Consider the following 21034-nt stretch of genomic DNA (forward strand, 5'->3'; position numbering starts at 1 on the left):
CACCTGCGGAACGCGGGGAAGAGCTTGGGGACTTGCCCTCAATAGAGGGAGGAATGAACCAAGAAGCCACTCAGTCTTTAGCTGAGTGGTAGTTCACCTAATTTTCACTTTACAGAATTAGTTTAAATAAGTCTCAGCTTCATGGAATTATTCCTATTCCTGCTCTCAGACCGGGAGCAGAAAATTTTCTTCCGAATACTTTTTCCATAAAACCAGCTTTCTTGCCGCCAGCCTCTTTATATCCAGTACTTAATATAATTTTATCATAGCTCTGCCTATGGAAAATCTCTCTAAAAAACACCTCCCGAAAAAAGACTTCAATCTATTTTATTTCTTGGAAATCCGTACTTCTTTTTTCGAGGCAAATAATTGAATTGATGAATTATCTTACTTTACTTAACACCCTAACATCTCAACAAGTGCCCAGTATGACTATGTAAACGCAACATGTACTATTAATTCTTATCCGCTTGGTGTAATTTCTTTAATTTGTTTTCGCTGTTACAGTATGTTTTTTTCAATTTAGTGCCTCATGGCTCCTTTCTTTCTTCTGATATCTCACAAAATCTTTTATACTCTTAAGGTGTTCGTTTAGGTGGGGAGGCTTTCTAAGCCATTGGGGAATGCATAGTTGCTAATTCCCATTCTTAGTGAAACTTCCAGTCCAGTTTCACGATATATGCAAATACAGCTCTTAGTGAGGAGGGGATTTCATGAACGGTAGTCTTTCGGTTACAGTAGATCTTGAAGATTGGTATCATATTCCTTCTGTCTGCAGTTCTCCGTTTTCGGTTTACAGGAATGTAGATGAATTTTTCAAGACGTGGAACGGCAGATATGATTTCTTGAGTGAGCCCACAAAAAGGGTGCTGGATATTCTTGATGAGTTCAACATAAATGCTACTTTTTTTGTAGTTGCAGATACCATTGAACACTACCCTGGATTGGTAGAGTCAATTGTAGATAGGGGGCATGAGCTAGCCTGCCACGGGCTGAATCATGCCTGTAAAATCGACCCTGATACAAAAAAACAGTTAATGAGTGTGGAGGAGTTTGAGCAAAGGACCCTGGTTGCAAAGAAAATGCTCGAAAAAATCAGTGGCGAAAAGTTGGTAGGCTACAGGGCACCAAACGCCCTGGTAAGTGGGTGGATGGTCGATTCCCTCGAAAAACTGGGATTTAAGTATGATTCATCTGTTTCAGTAAATTCCTTTTACAACAAAACTGATTCAGCCCTTAATACAGTTTCATCCTTCCCCTATTATCCGGAGGAGAGCGAACTTGAAGCAGGCAGTGACCGGAACTTTATTGAGTTTCCATGGGCTTATTGTCAACATGGATTAAAGTTCCCTGCATCAGGCGGCCCTATGCTTCGATTCCTGGGTTCATCATTCATTCTGGACGGGCTTATGCAGAGTCTTAAAAGAGGGCACACCATTTTCTATTTCCATCCACTGGATATCTCCTGTACCAGATTTCCCTCTCTTGGGAATAAGAGGCCCTTTTACTGGTGCATAAAAGGGAAGCTTGTTGAACAGAGGGTCCGGCATATCCTGAGTAAACTGAGCGAAGTTGATGTAATGTGCTTGAGGGATTATTCCGGAGTATCATGTGTTTGAAAGGGAACTTCTTTCTGCTCAAAGCAGAACGGCCAGGCAGGGTTTGCCGTTTTTTTCTCTCTGAATATATCTAAATCCTGAATATTTCATCATACAAAGGTACATAGCCAGAAAGTATAAAGGTGTCAGGATTCGTAAGGAAACCGAATTCCTGTCCCTTAAAATCTAATTTTCGGACTCTGGCTTTTTGGATTTGCAGTCCGCCACTTATGTCCCCCAGGCTAAGGAGGCTGTCCGACAATTCTATTTCAGAGCAAAAACATGTAAAAAATAAGGTATAAATCCTTTAAATCGATAAAGAATAAATTCGGTTATTATTGGTAGTAATTGTAGGACAGCCTGTAAAGTCCTGGAGTTTTTACGCTTCTTCTTATAAAAGCCCGAAAGTCTTTAATTCTTGAGGATTTTTACTTATGAGAAACATCAATTCTCTTGAGGGGCAGTATATCAACCTGCGAATCGGGCACAACAATTAATTATTTGTTGAGCGATTGGGTATACGAAACATAAATAAGAGAACAAAGTAAAAGAAATCTTTATATAGAAGGAAATTTTGAGCATGGAAGTTTACCTGCCGCGAGCTGCCTGTGAAAGCAGACTCTATGGGAGTAGAGGCGCTGTTTCAGGAAAGTTCTTATATAAAGGTGCGGAAACTGGACTCTGTAACTTTCCGGAAGGACGGGGGACATATTGTCTAAACTCAACAATAAAATCTTAAATCTGATTCCAGCGGTTTCTCTGTTACTACTTGTTTATAACCTCTTTGTTCTCAGGGAAATTCAGCCTGAAGGATATGCAGTTAATATCTATGAACAGCTTCCTTTCCATTTTTACCTGATCCTGCTCTTATGTTACCTTTCTGCCTGCTTTCTGCTTCTTGCATATAGAAAGATTAGTGCAGTTTTCACACTACTACTTGTTCATATTATCGTATTGATAATCCCGTATATGCTTGGTTACGCTTCAGTAGGCAGGGGAGATGAATTTTCATACCTGATTCTGGCAGGAAATACAGGGATTTTCGGTTCCTCAGGTCTTTCTGCCTTTTCAGATCTCTCCCCTACAGGTCCTCTACTGGTCTCAGCTCTGGCTCTGACCTCAGGAATGAATGCACGGGCACTATCATATTTTTTACCGGTTTTATTTTCTATTATATTTATTGCCGGTATGTTTCTGTTCTACCGGGGCTTTATGAGCCGGGAAAAGCTGGTATCTGTAACTTTTCTCTGCTCGGTCATTCCATACTTCGGGCATTTCCAGGTATCAACGGTCCCCTACTACCTTACTTTCTGTCTTGTTCCTCTCTATCTTCTTTTGCTTTGGAATGCAATCTCCAACAAAAACAGAACAGCGGGAGTTGTTTGTTTGCTCTTTATGATACCTTTGCTCCCGTTAGCTCATCCTTTTATCTTCATGTACCTGGTATGTTTCTCTCTGCTGCTTGCTTTTGCAGGTAAAGTCATGCAGTCAGGGCTCCTTAAAAAAATCCTCAGTCTTAAAAGCCTTGCTCGAGATCCCCTTTCAAGTTCTTCCGGAAGAATAGTTCCTCTATTTATCCTTCTGTCATTTACTTCGGGCGGCTTCTTGCTCTGCGCAAAGTACGCTTCAGGGTTTTTTGATATTTTTCTCCCGGCTCTTGCCTGGCGTATCAATTCCCTTGCAGCTGCGGGTTTTGCTACAATTCCAAGCATGGACCCCGGGATTTTCGAGTTCATACACCTTTTCAACCTTTATTACGGCAAGTACTATATCCCGTTAATTTTTGTTGTAATCAATACAGTAATCGTATGGCAGAATCGCAAACGCTTTTGTCACCACTTTGTTCGCAGATACCCCCGCTTTTTATTCCTGTATATAATTGCATTCTTCCTTGAGCTTGGCTTTCTCTTAAACCCCTTCATCCCTTACCCGCCAGATAGATTTGCAAACTTAAGTTTCATCATCTTTGCCCAGATCCCGCTTCTGGGTTACTCTCTCTATATTGTTCTTCTCAGGAAGGGGTATACAACCGGCCTTGGCGCTACAATCCTGGTTCTGGGTCTTCTCTGGACTTTAGGGTTTTTCAGCTGTTTCAGTTCCCCATATGCCGGAGGAATCTCGGAAGCTATCACACAAAATGAGGTGGAAGGAATGCAGTGGTTAGTAGGATCAAAAGCAGCAGACCCGTATGTTATGTCTTCTGGAGATAAAGTGGGTTATACCTTTTCAGGAAATTCTACCGACAGTCCGGGACAATATGATGCATTTCCCGAGGTTTCTATAATATCCGGGTCAGCCCCTGCAAACCGTCCCGCGGATGTAAAGTCTTTGAATAATTCCACTACATTTGGACCTTTCTACCTCGTAGTAACAACTTTCTCAGAGGCTCTGAACCTGGAAAAATCAGGATCTGATAATCTGGGATATTCTTCAGCAGGAAACAGTTCCGAGACTCAGGACAATAAGCCTCTGTACAAGATTTACGACTCTCTTAACATAAAAATCTACAAGCATACTCCTTGAGTCTGCTTTTTCCCTAGTAGCGCCACCCTAGTTGCGCCACCCTAGTTGCGCCACCCGAATTGCGCCTCGGGAGTACGCGGTCCTTTTCGCTGCGCTCAAGAGGACTAATTTTTGGGTTTTAAAAGTGAGCTTTGTTCAAGAGGTCTAATTTATGGATTCTGTCACGTTCGATGCGGGAGAGCGGGCTTTCAGACCACAAAGAAGAGATAAGTCCAAAATAAAAGTGATAGAGGATCGATAAAAATTAGAAATCGCAGAAAGACCCTGTGATTTTTTCTTACGTGGCTGGTGAGACGGCTTTAGCTCTGTAAGGCGCAGAAGAGATAAAAAATATTTCAGCCTCTGATTCTGGAATCTATAAGCCGATTAATCAGATACTACATTTTTTATTAGTCCTGCTCTTTTGCTTTCTCTTTCATTGTTTGAGGGCTGTATTTTTTTCTTCTATTTTTGTCCTGATATAACTGCCCGCAAAAAGGAGAATAATGCTCAATCCTATTATTTCCGGGATAAATGCGCCTGAATACGCCGGATTGTATGAATTACTCAGGATTCTCATGAAGTACTCAATAAAACCTCCGGAAAGCGTATCTTTTGGAAACTCCCATCCCAGAAGTGGCCAGAAAAGGACTTCAGGTGAATTCCATATCTGGTCCTCAAGCAGGTGACAGAATGAAGCGCCTGCAACAATAAGGGGTATCATCCAGCCCTTTCGGTAGAAGGTGTAACCTGCAACCAGCCCCAGCAGGACTCCGAAGAGAAGGGTATGGGCAAAGATTCTTCCGCTTCCTATAGTCTCAGTAAGAATTATCCTGCCAAGGGGTTTGTCGATAAAGTCCGGAAGGAGAGCCCCAAAAGCGATCCATTTAAAGTCTACCGGAATATTCTTTTTCGAAAATAAACGGTTCAGGGAATAGAAGATCCCCAGAGTAATGCCTATATGCCCGAGAATAAACATCAGATTAAAAAAGTTGATTGCGTATAATTATGTTTTGGCCGGCCGGCCTGAAAGGCAGGCCAGCAAAGGGTTCCGACGTTTTACTGATGTACGAAACTTTTCAGATCTGGCACTCAGATACAAGCTTTTCTACAAGTTCCTGCCTGATCGCAGTCCTCCGGTCTCCGCCGCAGACCATACCCCGGACGCCAATTATGTCGGGCCCTATCCTTTCGAGTACCGGAAGGTCTTCGAATTTCAGGGAACCGGCAATTGCATTTTCAAGCCCGTGTTCATGAGCAAGGTCAGTAAACTCTGTCAGCTCTTTTTCATCCATGAATTCGAAGGTAGATTTCCCGTCCTTGATGCCTGTATCTACCATAACCACATCTACTCCGGCCTCTGCGGCAACAGCGGGGAGTAAAATAGGAGAAATCGAATTAATACGTTTATAGTCCGAATATCCTGAGGCAACAACCTTTTTTGATGGGTCATAGTCTTTTACGGCTCTTGTAATCTTTGTGAGCAGTTCAAGGGCCTGTGCTTCGGTCTGGATATCGTAAAGGCCTACTTTAATATAATCCGCTCCAGATGCTGCTGCTCCCAGGGCAGCAAGGGCAGCAGTTCCGGGTTTGTAGTTGAAATCTCCTATTGTTGCGCTTATCGGCTGCCTACCGTTTACAACCTCTTTAATATCCCTGATCACCCAGGGGAAATTGGCTCCAAGAGAACCTTCTTTCGGGTTTTTGACATCTACAATGTCTGCGCCGCCTCTGGAAGCGATGATTGCTTCCTCTTTATTTATTGGACTTACAAGCAGTTTCATAAAAAGCCTCTAATTAAGAATGAAGTTAAATCTCTAATGATATATATTGTTTATTTATATACAATCGATCTTATTTTATATTTTTTTATAGGATGATGCAGCTATGTGATAAGTATGTTCCGAGTAATTTTTGTGATGGATATATTTAACCGTAACGTTGTTCTTGCAAAGGGCGGAGTAAGGGAAAATTACCGCCCGGTTTCGGATTCAAGTGTTATATGCAGCAGTTCGGACCCTGTTGATATACTCGAATCTGTGCACCCTCGCGAAGTCTACATTGCCGATCTTAATGTACTGCAGGGGAAAGGTCCCCTCGAGACTAATGCCAGCATTATCCGGGAAGTAAGTTTTAGAGCAGAGACAATGCTTGATTTTGGAATCGCTTCTCTTGAAGATGTGGACAAAGCGCTTTCCATCGCCCAAACTGCAGTCATAGGCACAGAGACAGGCACACTTGCAGTGATCAAAGAAGCAGCTTTACGATACCCCGGAAAAATAAGTGTCAGCATTGATATAAAACACGGGAAGCTTCTTAAACAGGACCCTGAGATCCCTCAAGATCCCTTCGAAATCGTAAAGCTGCTTAACGGAATCCCCTTAAAAGACCTTCTCTTCCTCGATCTCGACAGAGTTGGGACGGCTTCTGGCTTTGATTCTGAATTCCTTCGCAAACTGGCTGAAGCCTCTGAGCACAGTGTGCTGCTTGCAGGCGGGGTCAAGGGCATGGACGACCTTTTTGCTCTGGAGAGGATCGGCGTAAGGGGCGCTCTGGTAGCAACTGCAATCCACTCAGGTTCGGTCCCTCCGGAAGTGATGGACCTGGGACTTGAAATAATTAAGAAAGGCAATTAATGAATTCTCGGGAAGGATTTATGTCCTGCCTTATGCCTCTGGTATATAAGGCATTGAGTATCTTTATAAACCAATTAGCAGATTTATATCCAGATCATCAGATTTCATCATCAAAACAAAGAGTTTACGAGGTTACAGCATGGCAACAAGAAAGGTAACTGAAGAGAGCATTGAAGAGCCAGTAGAGGAGCGCGCAGGAGAAAACAGTGGAGACGGGTACACGGAGATCAAGATGGGGGGCGGCTGGTACATGACCATCTCTCTGGCGCACAGCGACCGTTTTGAAAAGGAATATGTAGAGCTCGCAAAAGAACGTGGAGGCGTGAAAAAGTCCCGCTTCAATCTCAACCCTTCACACGTCCGGATGCTGGCGGAAGCCCTGATCAAATTTGCGGATGACAACAAGCTCTAACCGGGCTTTCATTTTCTTTTCTTTTTTTATTTCAGTCGAATACCCCGCTAGCCTGCTGCGGGGTGCGCCAGCGCAACTTTGATTTTTATATTTATATCCGAGGTTTAATTTTCGAATTTACTCGCCGGGATCAATCTTCGGGTTAATCTCCTGCCTTACTCTTTGATTTTAATTTAAGATTTAATCTTCATGCCCGGGCAATATCCAATTCAATCCCTTTGAACAAACTCGAGAATTTTTTGGACAACTGTTTTTTCCACATTTTCTGGAGAGCAGGACGCATCAACTACTATAAACCGCTCCGGCTCTTCTGAGGCAAGCCTGAGGAAATTCTCTCTGACTCCATGTAAAAATTCTATCTTTTCGAATTTGGTTTGTTCTCCCCGCTTCCCGCAGCGCTCAACTGCGATTTCAGGTTCAATATCAAAAAGAAAAGTAAGGTCCGGAACAATGGTCCAGCCTTTGTGTAGGCTCCTTACCCATTCAAGCGGGTTCTCGATACGGTTTTTAAGAGTTATTCCCTGGTAAGCATAGCGGCTGTCGGAATAACGGTCCGAAATCACGGTTTTCCCGTTCTCAAGTGCAGGTTTTACAAGCTTTGCCAGATGTTCAGCATGGTCAGCTGTAAAAAGGAATAGTTCGGCAAGCTGGTCGGTATCCGACTGGATTGCTTTTTCAACAGCATTTCCAGTAAGGGTATCTCTTGTCGGCTCTCTGGTAAAGACCGGCTCAAAAGCACGAATTTCATGGTTTTTCTGAAGTTTTTTTGCAACCGTACTTTTGCCTGAGCCATCAATACCCTCAAGTGTGATCAGTTTACCTCTCATAAGGACCGCCTTTTTAATTTTCTTTCTTTACAGGTTTTCATTCAAACGCACTATCTGTATTTATACTCTATAGAGAGTCACACATAGCTGATAGGTCAGGTCAGCAGTTCCAGATAAAATGAGTATCTATTTATGCAAACATTAAAAATAACTTAAATTAATGACTGTAATAGGAGTTATCACACGGGGCAAGTACGGACACCGCCTTATTGAAATTGTAAAGGAACACAGTGATTTTTCAGTTGTAACTGCCGACCTGCCCGAGTTCGTGCCCATATTCATTGAGGAACCTGATGAGTTTCTGGAAAGACTGAATTTCGACCTGCGTGTCTTTTCTGCCGAGATTGTAGTTACTTATTCCCTGCATCCTGACCTTACCTCGGCAATTGCAAAACTTGCCGCAGAAGCCGGGGTGCGCTCTTTGATTATCCCTGGAGGGCCTTCCAGAGCATCGGTTCCTGAACTTAAAAAAATTTCAGAAGCTTCCGGAATGGACATCGAGGTGGATGAAATTTGCTGCACCCTCGAACCCACCTCCTTCAATCGTCCGTTTGCTGATATTTTCGGGTCTCCAGTTTTGAAAGTCAAGACCGAGAACGGAAAAATAGCTAAAGTTGAGGTCATAAAAGGTGCCCCCTGCGGAAGTACCTGGCATATGGCAAAGGAAATTATTGGAGTGCCAGTAAAAGATGCCCCCCCGAAAGCCGGGCTGCTGGTCCAGCAATATCCCTGCCGGGCGGTCAGGGGCGAAATGGGAGGTATTCACGAGTCTGCAGAACTGCACAAGCAGGCGCTCATAAAAGCGCTTGAGAATGAGGAGTGATTATATATTCTTTGGAAAAATATATTCTAAATATGGCCAAAAAATGGGATCCAATTTTTAATTTCTGAAATTCCTGTTTTTTGCCTGTACCGGTTTCCAAATACCTTTGGGGGTGAAAACATTATTTCCCTATCTATCTCAGAAGATTCAGGGCCTGAAGACCTTGAGCCAATAGCAGTCGCAGTTCATTCACTAATGGGACTCCCTACCACTATTAGAAGCCTCAAACGAAAAGGGCTTCGCCTGGAAAAGGGAAAAATCCTTGACAGGGACTATACAGGACCTGTGCTCGAAGAGGTGTTAAAGACTAACAAAATTGCCCATGAAGTTCCCGCAGAAGGCATGTACCGTGGAAAACATGTGGTAGTTGTTCCCATCCGTTCAAAGGACGGTAAGGTTGTCGCGGCTCTCGGGATTGTGGACCTTCTGGCTACAATTGATCTTCCATCTGTCTTTCAGGAATATACTTCCGTGCTGGAAGAAGTCGAGGATGCAAAAAAATGAAGCCAAAGCAGGTTACAAGCAGCATTCTAATAAAGAAAAGGAAATAACAAATTGCTTTTTAAAACGAATTGCTTTTTAAAACGAGTTGTTTTTTTAAAGCGAATTGATTTTTATTGGAGGATTTTGTCCCCCACCTCTTTTTCAAGGTTTGAGAGGGACATTTTTCCAATTCCTCCAGTCCTGAATGAAATACAGGGTCTGAGTTTTAAAACCGGGAAAAGTTTTCCGGTATTTACTGTGGTTTTTCGTATAATTTGACCTTCTTCAACAGGGCACCACTCTTTGCGTGGGGCTGTCTGAAGACTGTGTCGTTGGATTTTTCGATTTCCCTTGCCTGGGTTGCGAGTTGCGCTGCAGCTCCCATTATCTCGTGCCCGGCTGCGGCTGTGAGGCAGACCTGGTCGATTTCCTTTAACATAAAGCAAGCAGGGAAGTTAACCTGTGCAACTTTCTCAGCCATGTGAAGGGCGGCAAGAGCCTTTGCTTTTGCGTATGGGTTTGCAAATCCTGCGTGTTCTACACATTTCTCAGGTTTTGCGAAGATATGCGGGAGTTCAAGCTCCTTTCCTGACTTTCCGGAAGCAACCTGCTCGGTTACCCTGTCGAGCTCTTCCTGGATAAGTCTTACAACACCACAGACGGAAAGGACTTTCATAGCATCGGAATTGAAGGATGCCATCTCAACGGGGTCGAGGAACTCCCTCTTTGCTCCGATAAGGGGGTCTACCGGAAGGATAATGTATCCGAAACCGTCCTGCTCAAAAGCCTCACGGGCTTCCTTTTTTGTAGGACCGTCTGAAACTACGATACAGGGTACATCTTTCCAGAGTTCACGGGCTGCGGTAGGGCCTGGAGCTGCTGCATTCGGACTGATAATTACCACGAAGTCAGCATTCCACTGCTTGAAGCTTTCAGTGTCCGCGGCATCGGCTGGGCCCATTTTGGCACCAGTACCACATACCCTTACAGTAATTCCTTCTCGCGCTGCAATTTCATCCTGGATCAGATTGATAACCTGGCTCATTCCCAGGTTGCCCATTTTTATAAAGCCTATGTTGACCATTTTTCTCAAAATCCTGTGTTGACCTTTTTCTTCAATAGTGGAATTCCTAAAGGGTTTATAATCCTTTTGGCAATCTCCCTTTCGTATCCATCTTATTTTATATATATCTGTCCTATTTATAATCATTATTCGGTACCTTTTGTTGCTCCTCCGAAAAGCTTAAAAGGGATGTGATTTATTTCACTCAAAAACGTTGACATCAATGCTGTTGTTTTGTGGTTTTGTTTTCGCGAAACCCGCATTATAATTTGAAGAACTTTATCCGTTGGTGGGCTTTTAATGTCAGGGCACATATATTCTATCAAGCTGCGGGGGTACCCTGAAAACGGTATTTCGTGCGGCATGCCCTTTTTCGGGAATTGTCCCGCTATATATATAGCTATTCAGGTCCAGGTTTTGATTGAGTGAACTGTCCTATACATAATTCTACTGAAAACAAACTTATTGTTTTTGATATGGATAGTACCCTTATAGACGCTGAGACCATCGATGAGCTCGCCAGGGCCGCAGGTGTTGTAAGCAAAGTAGAGGAGATTACGAAGAGAGCGATGTATGGAGACCTCGATTTCGAGCAAGCGCTTGCAGAAAGGGTCAGACTTCTTAAGGGACTTCCCCTTGAAACTGCCCTTGATGCTGTAAATCAGATTAATCTTATGCCGGGAGCAGCCGAACTTGTCCTGTATGCTAAAAATCGGGGTTATAAGACTGCGATGATTTCCGGTGGATTTACCATAGCTGCCGAGATGGTAGGTAAAGTGCTTGGTATTGATTTCGTCGTCTCTAACGAACTGCTTATGGAAGACGGCTGCCTCACGGGCGAAGTTGTCGGTCCTGTCACACAAAGCGATTCCAAAGCAAAAGTGTTCGAGGAATTGGCTCGGTTTTACAATGTCAGGCCTGAGCAGTGTGTGGTTGTCGGGGACGGCGCAAACGATGCTTGCATTTTTGAGGTAGCTGGGTTTGCCATAGCTTTCAATCCAAAGCCCATACTTAGGGAATATGCGGACGTGGTCATAACAATAAAAGACCTGAGAGCCGTGATCCCTGTTCTTGACTCTCTTTCTTATCAATTTTGTAATCAGGCACAGCATGTCGACATCGAACACTACTAAAATGCCAGCTCTTTTGCTGGATCGGGAGGCACAATAAGAGATGCTAAAGGAATTGCAGAAAAAAAGATCAGATTTGAAGGACATTTCTGAAGAATCCAAGGAAAAAAGGAATACTTTAAACGCTGAGGCCAGCGCGCTTGCCGCAAAGCGCAACGACCTGAACAAGAAGACAAAAGACCTTATCAACGAAGCCCAGGAACTAAAAGTTCTCAGGGACGAGATCAACGAGAAGGTCAGTGAATACAAGAACAAGCGCGATGACACCAACGCCAAAGCAAATGATCTGTTCGCAAAGGCAGATTCCATCAGGAAACAGAACAACCTTGGCGGGCCCTCAATCAAAGCCTTAAGGAAAGACATCGATCGCCTTGAATTCACCCAGCAGACCGAAGTTCTCAGCACAAGCAAGGAAAGAGAACTCGTTAGCAAGATTGCAGAGCTTCAGAAACAATACCACGAGAAAAAAGTCCAGCTTGAGGGCAACCTCGAACTGAAAGATATCCTGGATGAAGCCCAGCAAATCAGGGACGAAGCTTCGGAGTTCCACAACGAGCTTGCAGAATACGCCAGGCAGGCCCAGGAATACCACGAGAAGATGATTAATGCCTTCAAGGAAGCTGACAGAACCAGGGCAGAGTCAGACATTGCACACCGGGATTTTGTAAAAGCCCAGGAAGCAGCTGACGAACAGCACAAGATTTTCATCAATGCCCAGAAGGAAATCAGGGATCTCGACAAAGAAGTCTTCAAGCTCAAGAAGAAAGACAAGGACGGAAAGTCCCGTGTCGTCAAGTCCGAACTTCAGAAGGATGCCAAATCCATTTTCGATAAGTTCAAGGGCGGAGCTAAACTCACTACCGAAGACCTGATGACTCTTCAGCGGTCTGGTTTAGTCTAATCAATCACATCGAATATATTTGCTCGCTAAATTTTTAATTTCCGTTGCAAGTAAAGGTCCCAAACCTTTACCTGCACTCATTTTTCTGTTCTCAGCTTATTTTTCTGTTCCCAGAGCAGTAATGTGCTGCTTGTTTAATGTTGACTGTTTTCTGCCTGTTTATATCTCCTGCTTATGCTGTCTCAGTTGTTTTTATCCCGGAATATACGGCTTTTCTATAAACTTTTACTTTTCGTCGCTTCCTGGTACGGTTGATGTTCTGTTAGTGTACTTTCGTGCAGTGTACTTTCGCACGGCTAGTGCTTTCGCTTTTGTCTGTTGTGCAGGCAAGCTCACCTCACAGAGCATACGGAAAAAAAGAACGATTATGACTTTTAAGGTCTGCCTGCTTCAAAAATCTGAAAATTGCTTTAAAAAACCTGAAGCTCACTCTAGAAGCTTCAGGTATTTTTCCCTGAACTCGGGGTTTCTCATAAGGCAGCATTTTGCGTTATATGCCGGATCGTCCCTTATTTTTTTCCAGACATCCTTTATTTTATCCCTGTGGACATTTCCATAGGGAATGGGGATACAGGCACAGGGGTGAATATTTCCTTCAGGCGTGATGTGCAGCCATTTTCTGCCTGCCATACAGCCTGTGGTCTTCATAACCTGTGGAATTGGAAAAACTCTGGGTCCTTCCTTTTCCCTGGTCTGGGACACAAAATTGTCAAATTTCCTGAGGTCTTTTGGGGTCATGATCTCGGAAGCATGGTCCATCCACCTGCCTGTTGGCACTATCTCATAGAAAGAGAGTTCATGGATTCCAAGATCTGTTGCAAGGGTATAGAGTTCATCAAGCTCATTGACATTGTCCCTTGAAAGCACCACATATATGTTTACAAGCAGCCCAGCCGCAAGTCCGTTTTTGACTGCTTCAACCGCGCTTTTGAAAACTCCTTTCCTGCCCCTTACATAATCATGCTTTTCCTCATATGCGCTGTCAAAACTAACTGTAAGGGAATACAGCCCTGCAGCTTTAAGGCTCCGTGCGCGTTCTTCTGTTAGTCCGACTCCTGAGGTGAACATCCCGGTAATAGCTTTTTCAGGGGCAACGTAGCTTATCAGGGCTTCCAGACCAGGGTAGGTCAGGGGTTCTCCCCCATCAAAAATCACAAAGGTTGTGCCCATTTCGAGCACCTGATCAATTACATCTTTAACAGTTTCAGGTGCAAGCTTTGCCCTGTTCTTTGTATCGGGGAGGGCACAGTGGATGCAGTTGTTGGGGCAGTCCTCGGTAATTGAGATTGTTACCTGGTCAGGCATATTTTTTCCGAACATTGATGATAACTGGCTCTTCACAAGCCGGTCAAAGCCCGGACTTGGAATCGGAGGCATCCAGGTAGAATAGATCAGGCGGTCAGCTTCTACATTCGCAGGCTTTTCGCCGTCAAAGATCGAGATGTTTGCCGCAAGGGCTTTTTTCATGAGTGGGGAGGCTACTCCTCCGGTTTTCATCTTCAAGCACCCATCTTCAATTTCGGCATAAACCCTGAAAAGGGGATTTTTATAAAACTCGTACTGCATATTTTCCCTGCATCTGGCTTTCTGGTAGTTTTTTCTTTTCTTTATTTTCCTTTCTTTATTTTCCGTTCTATTTTTTCTGGTTTTGTCTTTCTTTTTTATCTTATCCCTTTTTCAGTCCTATTTTTTCCAGCTTGCCTTTCGTCTCCAGTTTACTTGTCCCTCAGGAATGCTCTGTATTTTAGCATAGCTGAAGGTTTTTTCTTCAACGTGAAGATAAATACCTGCATAGCCTGTTCAAAGGCGCTGCCGTGGATAAAGGACAGGTCTTCTTTTTCAAACACCCTTACCATTTCATCGATTTCTCTGTCCGTCATCTTCCTGAGGGTCTCAAGCCCTATACGGCCCAGGTAATGCTCGACCTTAAACTCCTTTTCCCAGGTTTTCCGGTATTCCGAAAGAGCACTTTTTGAGACGTCTCCCTTTTTTACAGCATCTGCCGCCACGTCTCCGCATATCTGACCTGCCCTCATTGCATAGCCTATCCCGGACTGGCCTGCAGCTCCTCCAGCTACCATTATCCCATCAGTTATGTACTCACCTGGGATAGTAACAATAGGGTCCCCCCCGGAAAGTTTTCTTACAACTTCAAGTTCTTCGAGCCCTTTAAGCTTTTTGAAACGCTCCACCCAGGCGTTCAGGTAAGGAGTGGCATCCTTCCCACATCTGCGCACATAAGCCCCAATCGCAGCATTATCGCCTCCTCTGGGTGCATATGTGGTCTTCCAGCCGGGAGCATGGTTTCCTACATAGTACTCAAACATTTCAGGCTTCCCGAGCCCAGGAGCCCTGACGTCCAGCTCAATTCCCCAGGCAATATCCTCGGGGTGTTTCATTGTTTTCAGACCTAGAAGGGATGCCATTTTTGAATTGATGCCGTCGGAAATTACTACAAGTCTCGACCTGAACACCCCTGCCGAAGTACTGATCGCAAATTCTCCCCCTTCCTTCCGGATACTGTTTACTCCTATCCCTGTTCTGAGATCAACACCGGTTTTTATTACCTTTTCAGTATAAAACCGGTCAAATCTCGTTTTATCGATAGAATAACCAGGTGTTTCTACTATAACTTCGCGTCCTTCCGGGGAGATAATCTTCATTCCCTTGAGGTAATGCACAACATAAGACGGGTCTACCTTTTCTCCGCACCTGTCAAGCATCCCCTTAAAAAAAGAGTTTGCAGGGTGTGGCGGATTCCCTATCTCTTCCTTTTTTTCCAGCAAAAGGACATCCGCACCCTTTTCACAGGCATTTCTGGCAGCCATGAGCCCTGCAGGGGACGCCCCGATTACAATAATGTCCGCATCCATTTTTTTCTATCCTTTTTTCACCAGATAATGGAGGTATAAGATCCAAGATATATGCAGAGCACCACGTCCAGGATCATTGACCCGAACATTATTGCTCTGTAGTTTGAGCCGTTAAGGAAAAGCGCGCCGCCCCTCTCAGGAGTTGGATGTTTGATAAAATCAAAACACTGGGCAAGCATCCAGAGCCCTGAGGCAAGAGCGCCTGCAAAAAATACCGGGCCGAGTCTGGCTGACCAGCCTATTATAACTGAAGCAATAACTCCGACAATCCACCAGAATGTCACAAACCTGGCGGTAAAGGGAATTCCGAAGGTTACGGGCAGTGTAGGGGCCCCTTTTAGCCGGTCTCCTTCCACATCTCTGGCAACGCCTCCCAGAGTAAAAGCCCAGTCCGTAACGCACATCATGAGCCCGAAACAGATTGCCGGAAGGGGTAAAATCACTCCGTCGCTGCCTTTCAGGATTCCTGCGGGGTCAAATGCAAGCCATACCCCGATAGGTACGAGTCCGTAGGAGATGCCGACAGGCAGGAAGCTCAGGAAGGTGCTGCGCTTTGCAAAGATTGAGTAAATGGTGATAGTTGCAGCTGCGACAAATAGGACTGCAAGGGATTCCGGGTTCAAGTACGTGGCTGCGGCACCTGCGATAAGTAAAAGCAAGAGAGCGTACATCATTGCCGAGTTCTTTGAGACCCTCGACGCAGGCAGGGGACGGTCCGGGATATTTATGGTGTCGATATCGACATCGCAGCAGTCATTGAAAACATATGAACTGGTTATGGCCGCAAAGCCTCCTATCACGGCAATCAAGAAGGGGACAAGTAAGGGCAGCCCTCCGGTTGCCAGGTAGGAAGCAAGGATCGCGCTTGCGGCGGGGAGGGTCAGGTCCATGTAGTAGAGTTCGGGTCTCAGCAATCGGAGGTAGGGGCTGAGCTCCCCGATTCTTGCTGTAAGGGACAATCTTTTCACCTGTGCTTTTCTGGTTTGTATTGGGGGTTGGTTATATTTCGGGAATTGTCAGGTTTTTAGTGTTATCAGGGATTTTTACAGTTAGTCCTATAAACATTGGCATCTCAAAAAAGTTTCCTTTTTCTCTTTTTCAGGAGAATCCTGCCATGAAAAGGTAACTGAGGGGTTTACGAGATGCATGAGAACCCCTGGAACAATTAAAGAATCCATGAAAAATCCAGGCCCCTTTAAGGGGCTATGAGATGCTTATTCTTTTTTCCAGGCATCCCTGTAGACCAGTTCAGCCTTTTCTTTTATTTTTTCGAGAAGGGGATGCTCGAACGCCCGCTCACAGACAAAGGTAAACTTCGCTTTCGGGTTAAGCTCTATCAGTTTAAGGGTATTTGAAAGGGCGGTGCTGAGAGCTTCGTAATCCGGAAACTTTGAGACCTCGGCATTGAATGGGTATACCTCTTCCATTTCTGCAGGAAATGCCCCGAAAGGTGCTTTGAAGATAAGGAGCTGGTCATAGCTTCTTTCCCCTTTCACTGGAGTTGTGCGGATAATTGCCGAACCTTCAAGGCTGAACCTTTCCAGCCGCTTTCCGAAGCGCAGAACTTCTGGGCGGGAGGCGGATTCGGGTCCGCAGTAGAAATAGGTGCCTTTGGTGGCAGGGTCTAACTGTTCCAGCCAGGGAGAATGGGTGTAGAGCTTTTTCAGCCCGTCAAGAAGTTTCGGGTGGGCACGGCAGCGTTGTTCAACAAGCTCGAGCAGTTTTCCGTCCTTTATGCACTGCTTGATCAACCGGATTTCCGCAAAGGTTGCGTAGAGGTTGTGCCTTCCCAGGAGCTCGTCCCGGTTTTTGGCTTTTCTCAACTCATCTGCAGTATATTTAGAACAGATAGGGCAGGAGCAGGGCAGGTAGTTCAGTTTTTCTATGTGATAAGTCCCGTTTACAGTAATATAACGCCCGTCCTTGGCATAGAGGGCATAAGCCGCCGAGTCAAAAAGGTCACAGCCAAGCGCGACTGCAAGAGCAAACATCATAGGGTGCCCTGCCCCGAAAAGGTGTACTGGTGAGGTCGGAGACAGACCTTTTTTGGCTGCGGCAATTACATCCACAAGCTCTGCGTAACGATAGGATTCCATTAGCGGGACAACGGCTCCCAGGGGATAAACATCAAAGTTCAGGTCTTTCAGGTGGGATGCAGCCTTTTCCCTGAGTTCGGGATAGGTCGATCCCTGGACCGGGCCTGCAAGGAGCTGTTCGCCCTGAATGAATTTGCGGGCAGCTTCCAGGCGTTCGGTAGTGATTACAAGTTCTTCTTCCGCCCTCCTGTAGTGAACGTCCGGAGGAGTCGGGATATCAAGTGGGACTATGATGTCGCTCCCGATTTTCTGCTGGAAAGCGAGGATCTCTTCGTTTGTAACTTCCACTGACCCGTATACTGAAAGTTGAAAAGAGCCCGAGTCTGTCATAATTGGCCCGTCAAAGCCAAGGAGCCCGTGCAGCCCTTTTTCAAGGGCGACACTTCGCAGTTCTTCCTTCCGGTAAATGATATAGGAATTGGTGATCAGAATCTCTGCCCCGAAGCTTTTCATCTCTTTCGGGGAGATAAGCTGGATGTTCGGATTTACTACAGGCATGACAGTAGGTGTCTCAACAGTCCCGTGAGGGGTCTTGAGTTTACCTATCCTGCCGCCTGCGTCCTTGTCGAGAATTTCAAATGTCGCTGACATGCCGGGGGTATAGATGCCTCTCAGATATATTTATCTTTGGGGGCTTGCAGGAGTCCGGGGTGGGGCGAATTTGACAGGATTTTTTTCAAAGGGGCCCTATACTTTTTTTCAGTTTTCCTCTTTGCCTTTAGTTTTTCCGGGATATTTTGGTTTCTTTTCGCATGTGACGTTCTCTGTTTTGGATAGTTTTGTATCACTCATGCACAACCGTTATATATCTCAAGAATTCATGGTTATATACAAGATACATACAGGTGATTACATGACTGAAGACCCGAAAAAATTGTTATTTGATTTTACGGCCGGACTTGGTGAGTTTGCTTCCGAAACCGAAGTTCAGGGAAAGCAGGCTGCAGCGTTTATAGGCATGGTCGGAGCAAGCTTTGAAACTTCGGTTCTTGACTTCAAAACCAAGGAATTGATTGCTATAGGTGTTGCCCTCTACCACCGCTGCCCTTACTGTATCTCTCTGCACGCCTTCAATGCCCTTGAGGCCGGAGCAACAAAAGAGGAAATTATGCAGGCTGCCATGGTTTCAGTTTCTTTTGGCGGCGGACCTTCGATGTCCTTTGCAGTGACCCTCCTGAAGAACGCGGTTGAGACCTTCCAGGGCGAGTCCTTCACCAAAGAAGACCGGATGGAGATTCTCAAAAGGCTTGGGATGGCTTAATTTTTTTAAAATAGAAATGGACTGGCTTTTTGAGGCCGGGGTCCATACTCTTTTTATTTTCTGTGCTCTTCTATTTCTTCTCTTTTCAGTCTTCTTTTGCTCTCGGCATTGCAATTATTTCCCTTACCTGAAGGGAGAAGAAATCATTGCTGTGAGCCGGCCTCAGTACAAGAGCCACATCTGCACCCCACCTTGTGCCTCCTATGGCTATGATTTCAGTATCGTTTGAGACCGGGATATGGCCTGAGTCTGCTGCCATAATGGCAACTTCTATCGCTACCTTGAAGCCTTTTCCGAAAAGGGAACGCAGGGTATCTGCAATTACTTCGATCCTTGAATAGCCTCCGAACTTCTTTGTGACCGAACGCTCTATTCCGGAAAACATATGTGATTGGGTAGTGATTACTGCTCCAAGTTCTTCGAGCTTCTTTTTGTATTCTTCTTCTACTTCCCACTCGCCTTTCTCTTTCTGCCCGTACTGGTGGCTTACTCCAATTACTTTTATGGCGCTGCCCTTTACTGCCTCTGCCATTTTAAGAGCAGTTTTCCCGCTGGTACTGGCAACTACAATGTGGGATATTCCAAGTTCTGCTGCCCTTTTTGCTGCAGCTTCAATAACAGCTTCCGTGTTTGCTTCCCCTACGCTGTCCAGATAAAGAATTGGTTTTTCCATAAATTACTTCCTCCTATGTTTGATTTTAATTTTCTTTTACGAACTTCTTTCATTAATTATTTTATCAACTTTTTAAGTTTATTTCTGTCCGTTTTTCCGTCTTTTTTCTGGTATCTTCTTTCTTTTCTATGAAACTTTTTTCCCTCTCTTTTTCTTACCTTCATCAACACAGTTTGCATTTAGCAAACATTTAGCGGAGAAGGCATCGTAATTAGAATAAACGCTTCTGATCTGAATTATTTTTTCTCTGTCATGAGAAAAGATATATATTAAAAGGATTCTCTTTTAATAAAAAAGAGGGTTATGGCATTCGGAATCCCGGATTCGTCGATATTTTTTTTATTGATGTCTGTGCAGAAGGTCACGCAGACCCGGGCTGGCGAGAAACTTGTTTATTTAGGATTAGCAGATATAATCATAGGGGTTTTATTTCATTGAGGTGGTTTTTTTGTCAACTACTACAGACTATGACAACAACGACGTGAAGATTATTACCAAACCTGTGCAGTCAAAAAACCCTGTTTTGATTGAAGGTTTTCCCGGAATCGGGCTTGTGGGGAATATAGCAAGTCAGCACATGATCGAAGAGATGAATATGGAGTATATAGGCTCCATTGAGTCCAGGTATTTCCCTTCAATTGCGGTGCTTTATGAGGGGCTTATAAACATGCCTGTAAGGATCTACGAAAACGTGGAGCACAACCTCATTATAGTCATCTCCGATATTCCGATCAGTCACTCGGTATCCTACGATGTAAGCAACGCTCTCGTGGACTGGGCTGAGTCTATCAATGTTAGGGAGGTTGCTTCCATTGCAGGAATTGCCATTATGGACGGGGGACATAAGGTTTTCGGGGCAGCAACCACGTCGGAAATGCTGGATAAAATCAGGGACAAGGTAGAAATTTTCCAGATGGGGACTATTTCCGGGATTTCAGGCAGCGTAATGGCCGAATGCCTGTTGCGCGGGATTCCTGCAATTAGTCTACTCGGGGCTACAAAAACCCAGAACCCTGATCCGAGAGCCGCTTCTGCCGTGATTGGAGTCCTTAATGAACTGTACGGGCTTTCGGTCAGCACTGATAGGCTTATAGAACAGGCTGAGCGCATAGAAATCGAGCTCCATAAGCTTGCTGAAGACGTTCAGACTACCGAGCAGAAAGGAGAAGTAAAGAAGGAATTCCCAATGTACGGGTGATTCCATGGAGTACATCGCGTTAACAGGAATTGCTGATTCCGTGATTGAGGTCCTGAAGAAACACGAGCTCAGGACTCTTGAGATCCGGACTCCGCAGAACTTCTTCGGAGTACTCGGGCTCAATGCAGGAGATAATGTTCTCCTTACTTCTGCGAGCCTTCAGGACCTTACAGATGGAACTTCAGCTCTTATAGCAAAGATTGTGCAGATGCAGATCTCTGTTCATTCTATTGTCAGCTCAAACGATATCTATTGTGAAGAGCGAGAAGCCATGTCAGCTCGTATTCAGCTTGAATGCAGGTGCATGGCACGGGTGAAAAGCGTCGTTTCAAACGAACTCGGAAAACCAGTGAGGGTCGACGCAAGAGAACTTTCCTGCTACGAAGCCAGGTAATAATTTCGTTAATTACGTTAGTTATTTAAAAACGGCTCCAAAAACGGCTTTTCTTATTCTCCTGGCATTCCAATGTCAGACGATACCCATGTGTTTTAAAGAGACTATTATTTTCTGGCTTTTGATGCTTCTTTTCTAGAAAAGGATTCTTTTCCTCTGAAATA

Annotated in this window: 22 protein-coding genes; 12 read left to right on the forward strand and 10 right to left on the reverse strand. The window is 44.8% G+C overall.

Annotated features, from left to right (window positions below):
* Positions 1 to 139: 139 nt before the first annotated feature.
* Positions 140 to 301, reverse strand: coding sequence for a hypothetical protein (locus tag EO93_RS17105; RefSeq protein WP_156161181.1), 162 nt, complete (start codon positions 299 to 301; stop codon positions 140 to 142).
* 412 nt (positions 302 to 713) lie between these two features.
* Here EO93_RS17105 and EO93_RS00020 point away from each other — a divergent pair, with 412 nt between their 5' ends.
* Both EO93_RS00020 and EO93_RS00025 read left to right on the forward strand, forming a co-directional pair.
* Positions 714 to 1619 (forward strand): polysaccharide deacetylase family protein, encoded by a 906-nt coding sequence (locus EO93_RS00020; RefSeq protein WP_048160443.1) that lies wholly within the window; start codon positions 714 to 716, stop codon positions 1617 to 1619.
* A gap of 690 nt (positions 1620 to 2309) precedes the next feature.
* Positions 2310 to 4121: a hypothetical protein gene (locus tag EO93_RS00025; RefSeq protein ID WP_048160444.1), complete on the forward strand. Its 1812-nt coding sequence runs from the start codon at positions 2310 to 2312 to the stop codon at positions 4119 to 4121.
* Between the two features lie 415 nt (positions 4122 to 4536).
* Here EO93_RS00025 and EO93_RS00030 read toward each other — a convergent pair whose 3' ends face one another.
* Both EO93_RS00030 and EO93_RS00035 read right to left on the reverse strand, forming a co-directional pair.
* The gene (locus EO93_RS00030; RefSeq protein WP_048160446.1) at positions 4537 to 5079 is read right to left on the reverse strand and encodes a metal-dependent hydrolase; all 543 of its coding nucleotides are present in this window, start codon (positions 5077 to 5079) and stop codon (positions 4537 to 4539) included.
* A 100-nt stretch (positions 5080 to 5179) separates the two neighbouring features.
* The gene (locus EO93_RS00035) at positions 5180 to 5884 is read right to left on the reverse strand and encodes a (5-formylfuran-3-yl)methyl phosphate synthase (RefSeq protein WP_048133586.1); all 705 of its coding nucleotides are present in this window, start codon (positions 5882 to 5884) and stop codon (positions 5180 to 5182) included.
* Between the two features lie 114 nt (positions 5885 to 5998).
* Between EO93_RS00035 and EO93_RS00040 the strand changes: the two genes are divergently transcribed.
* Both EO93_RS00040 and EO93_RS00045 read left to right on the forward strand, forming a co-directional pair.
* Complete coding sequence (locus tag EO93_RS00040) at positions 5999 to 6736, forward strand: HisA/HisF-related TIM barrel protein (protein WP_048160448.1); 738 nt, start codon at positions 5999 to 6001, stop codon at positions 6734 to 6736.
* A gap of 139 nt (positions 6737 to 6875) precedes the next feature.
* On the forward strand, positions 6876 to 7148 hold the full coding sequence (locus EO93_RS00045; protein ID WP_048133584.1) for a hypothetical protein: 273 nt from the start codon (positions 6876 to 6878) through the stop codon (positions 7146 to 7148).
* 209 nt (positions 7149 to 7357) lie between these two features.
* Here EO93_RS00045 and tmk read toward each other — a convergent pair whose 3' ends face one another.
* A complete protein-coding gene (tmk, locus tag EO93_RS00050; RefSeq protein WP_048160450.1) occupies positions 7358 to 7975 on the reverse strand; it encodes a dTMP kinase in 618 nt (205 codons plus the stop codon).
* Between the two features lie 160 nt (positions 7976 to 8135).
* On the opposite strand from tmk, the gene EO93_RS00055 reads away from it, so the two are divergent.
* Together EO93_RS00055 and EO93_RS00060 are read left to right on the forward strand one after the other, a co-directional pair.
* A complete protein-coding gene (locus tag EO93_RS00055; protein ID WP_048133582.1) occupies positions 8136 to 8798 on the forward strand; it encodes a DUF166 domain-containing protein in 663 nt (220 codons plus the stop codon).
* Positions 8799 to 8993: 195 nt separating this feature from the next.
* Complete coding sequence (locus EO93_RS00060) at positions 8994 to 9302, forward strand: DUF2111 domain-containing protein (RefSeq protein ID WP_327037149.1); 309 nt, start codon at positions 8994 to 8996, stop codon at positions 9300 to 9302.
* A 232-nt stretch (positions 9303 to 9534) separates the two neighbouring features.
* Here the strand turns inward: EO93_RS00060 and EO93_RS00065 are convergent, their stop codons facing one another.
* A complete protein-coding gene (locus EO93_RS00065; protein ID WP_048133580.1) occupies positions 9535 to 10365 on the reverse strand; it encodes a F420-dependent methylenetetrahydromethanopterin dehydrogenase in 831 nt (276 codons plus the stop codon).
* A gap of 279 nt (positions 10366 to 10644) precedes the next feature.
* On the opposite strand from EO93_RS00065, the gene EO93_RS18370 reads away from it, so the two are divergent.
* Genes EO93_RS18370 through EO93_RS00075 form a run of 3 tightly spaced genes read left to right on the forward strand, consistent with a single transcriptional unit; the run spans position 10645 to position 12375 of the window.
* Positions 10645 to 10773: a hypothetical protein gene (locus tag EO93_RS18370; RefSeq protein ID WP_255350183.1), complete on the forward strand. Its 129-nt coding sequence runs from the start codon at positions 10645 to 10647 to the stop codon at positions 10771 to 10773.
* Complete coding sequence (gene serB, locus EO93_RS00070) at positions 10770 to 11477, forward strand: phosphoserine phosphatase SerB (RefSeq protein WP_048133579.1); 708 nt, start codon at positions 10770 to 10772, stop codon at positions 11475 to 11477. Before EO93_RS18370 ends, serB begins: the two co-directional genes overlap by 4 nt.
* Positions 11478 to 11517: 40 nt before the next feature.
* Positions 11518 to 12375: a coiled-coil protein gene (locus EO93_RS00075; RefSeq protein WP_048133578.1), complete on the forward strand. Its 858-nt coding sequence runs from the start codon at positions 11518 to 11520 to the stop codon at positions 12373 to 12375.
* A 426-nt stretch (positions 12376 to 12801) separates the two neighbouring features.
* Here EO93_RS00075 and EO93_RS00080 read toward each other — a convergent pair whose 3' ends face one another.
* The 4 genes from EO93_RS00080 to tgtA form a co-directional block, all read right to left on the reverse strand.
* Positions 12802 to 13941, reverse strand: a complete 1140-nt coding sequence (locus tag EO93_RS00080) for a radical SAM protein (RefSeq protein WP_048160453.1) — start codon at positions 13939 to 13941, stop codon at positions 12802 to 12804.
* 149 nt (positions 13942 to 14090) lie between these two features.
* Positions 14091 to 15248: an NAD(P)/FAD-dependent oxidoreductase gene (locus EO93_RS00085; protein ID WP_048160454.1), complete on the reverse strand. Its 1158-nt coding sequence runs from the start codon at positions 15246 to 15248 to the stop codon at positions 14091 to 14093.
* A 17-nt stretch (positions 15249 to 15265) separates the two neighbouring features.
* Positions 15266 to 16207, reverse strand: coding sequence for a UbiA family prenyltransferase (locus EO93_RS00090; RefSeq protein WP_048133575.1), 942 nt, complete (start codon positions 16205 to 16207; stop codon positions 15266 to 15268).
* A gap of 255 nt (positions 16208 to 16462) precedes the next feature.
* Positions 16463 to 17935 (reverse strand): tRNA guanosine(15) transglycosylase TgtA, encoded by a 1473-nt coding sequence (gene tgtA / locus EO93_RS00095; protein ID WP_048133574.1) that lies wholly within the window; start codon positions 17933 to 17935, stop codon positions 16463 to 16465.
* Positions 17936 to 18164: 229 nt separating this feature from the next.
* Here tgtA and EO93_RS00100 point away from each other — a divergent pair, with 229 nt between their 5' ends.
* Positions 18165 to 18605 (forward strand): carboxymuconolactone decarboxylase family protein, encoded by a 441-nt coding sequence (locus EO93_RS00100; protein ID WP_200895017.1) that lies wholly within the window; start codon positions 18165 to 18167, stop codon positions 18603 to 18605.
* Positions 18606 to 18690: 85 nt separating this feature from the next.
* Here EO93_RS00100 and EO93_RS00105 read toward each other — a convergent pair whose 3' ends face one another.
* Positions 18691 to 19278: a pyruvate kinase alpha/beta domain-containing protein gene (locus EO93_RS00105; RefSeq protein WP_048133572.1), complete on the reverse strand. Its 588-nt coding sequence runs from the start codon at positions 19276 to 19278 to the stop codon at positions 18691 to 18693.
* 448 nt (positions 19279 to 19726) lie between these two features.
* Here EO93_RS00105 and EO93_RS00110 point away from each other — a divergent pair, with 448 nt between their 5' ends.
* A complete protein-coding gene (locus tag EO93_RS00110; RefSeq protein ID WP_048133571.1) occupies positions 19727 to 20476 on the forward strand; it encodes a proteasome assembly chaperone family protein in 750 nt (249 codons plus the stop codon).
* Positions 20477 to 20480: 4 nt separating this feature from the next.
* Complete coding sequence (locus EO93_RS00115; protein ID WP_048133570.1) at positions 20481 to 20870, forward strand: DUF473 domain-containing protein; 390 nt, start codon at positions 20481 to 20483, stop codon at positions 20868 to 20870.
* The last annotated feature ends 164 nt before the right edge of the window (positions 20871 to 21034 follow it).

This window comes from Methanosarcina sp. 1.H.A.2.2 (assembly GCF_000979975.1).
In the GTDB taxonomy this organism is placed as follows: Archaea; Halobacteriota; Methanosarcinia; order Methanosarcinales; family Methanosarcinaceae; genus Methanosarcina.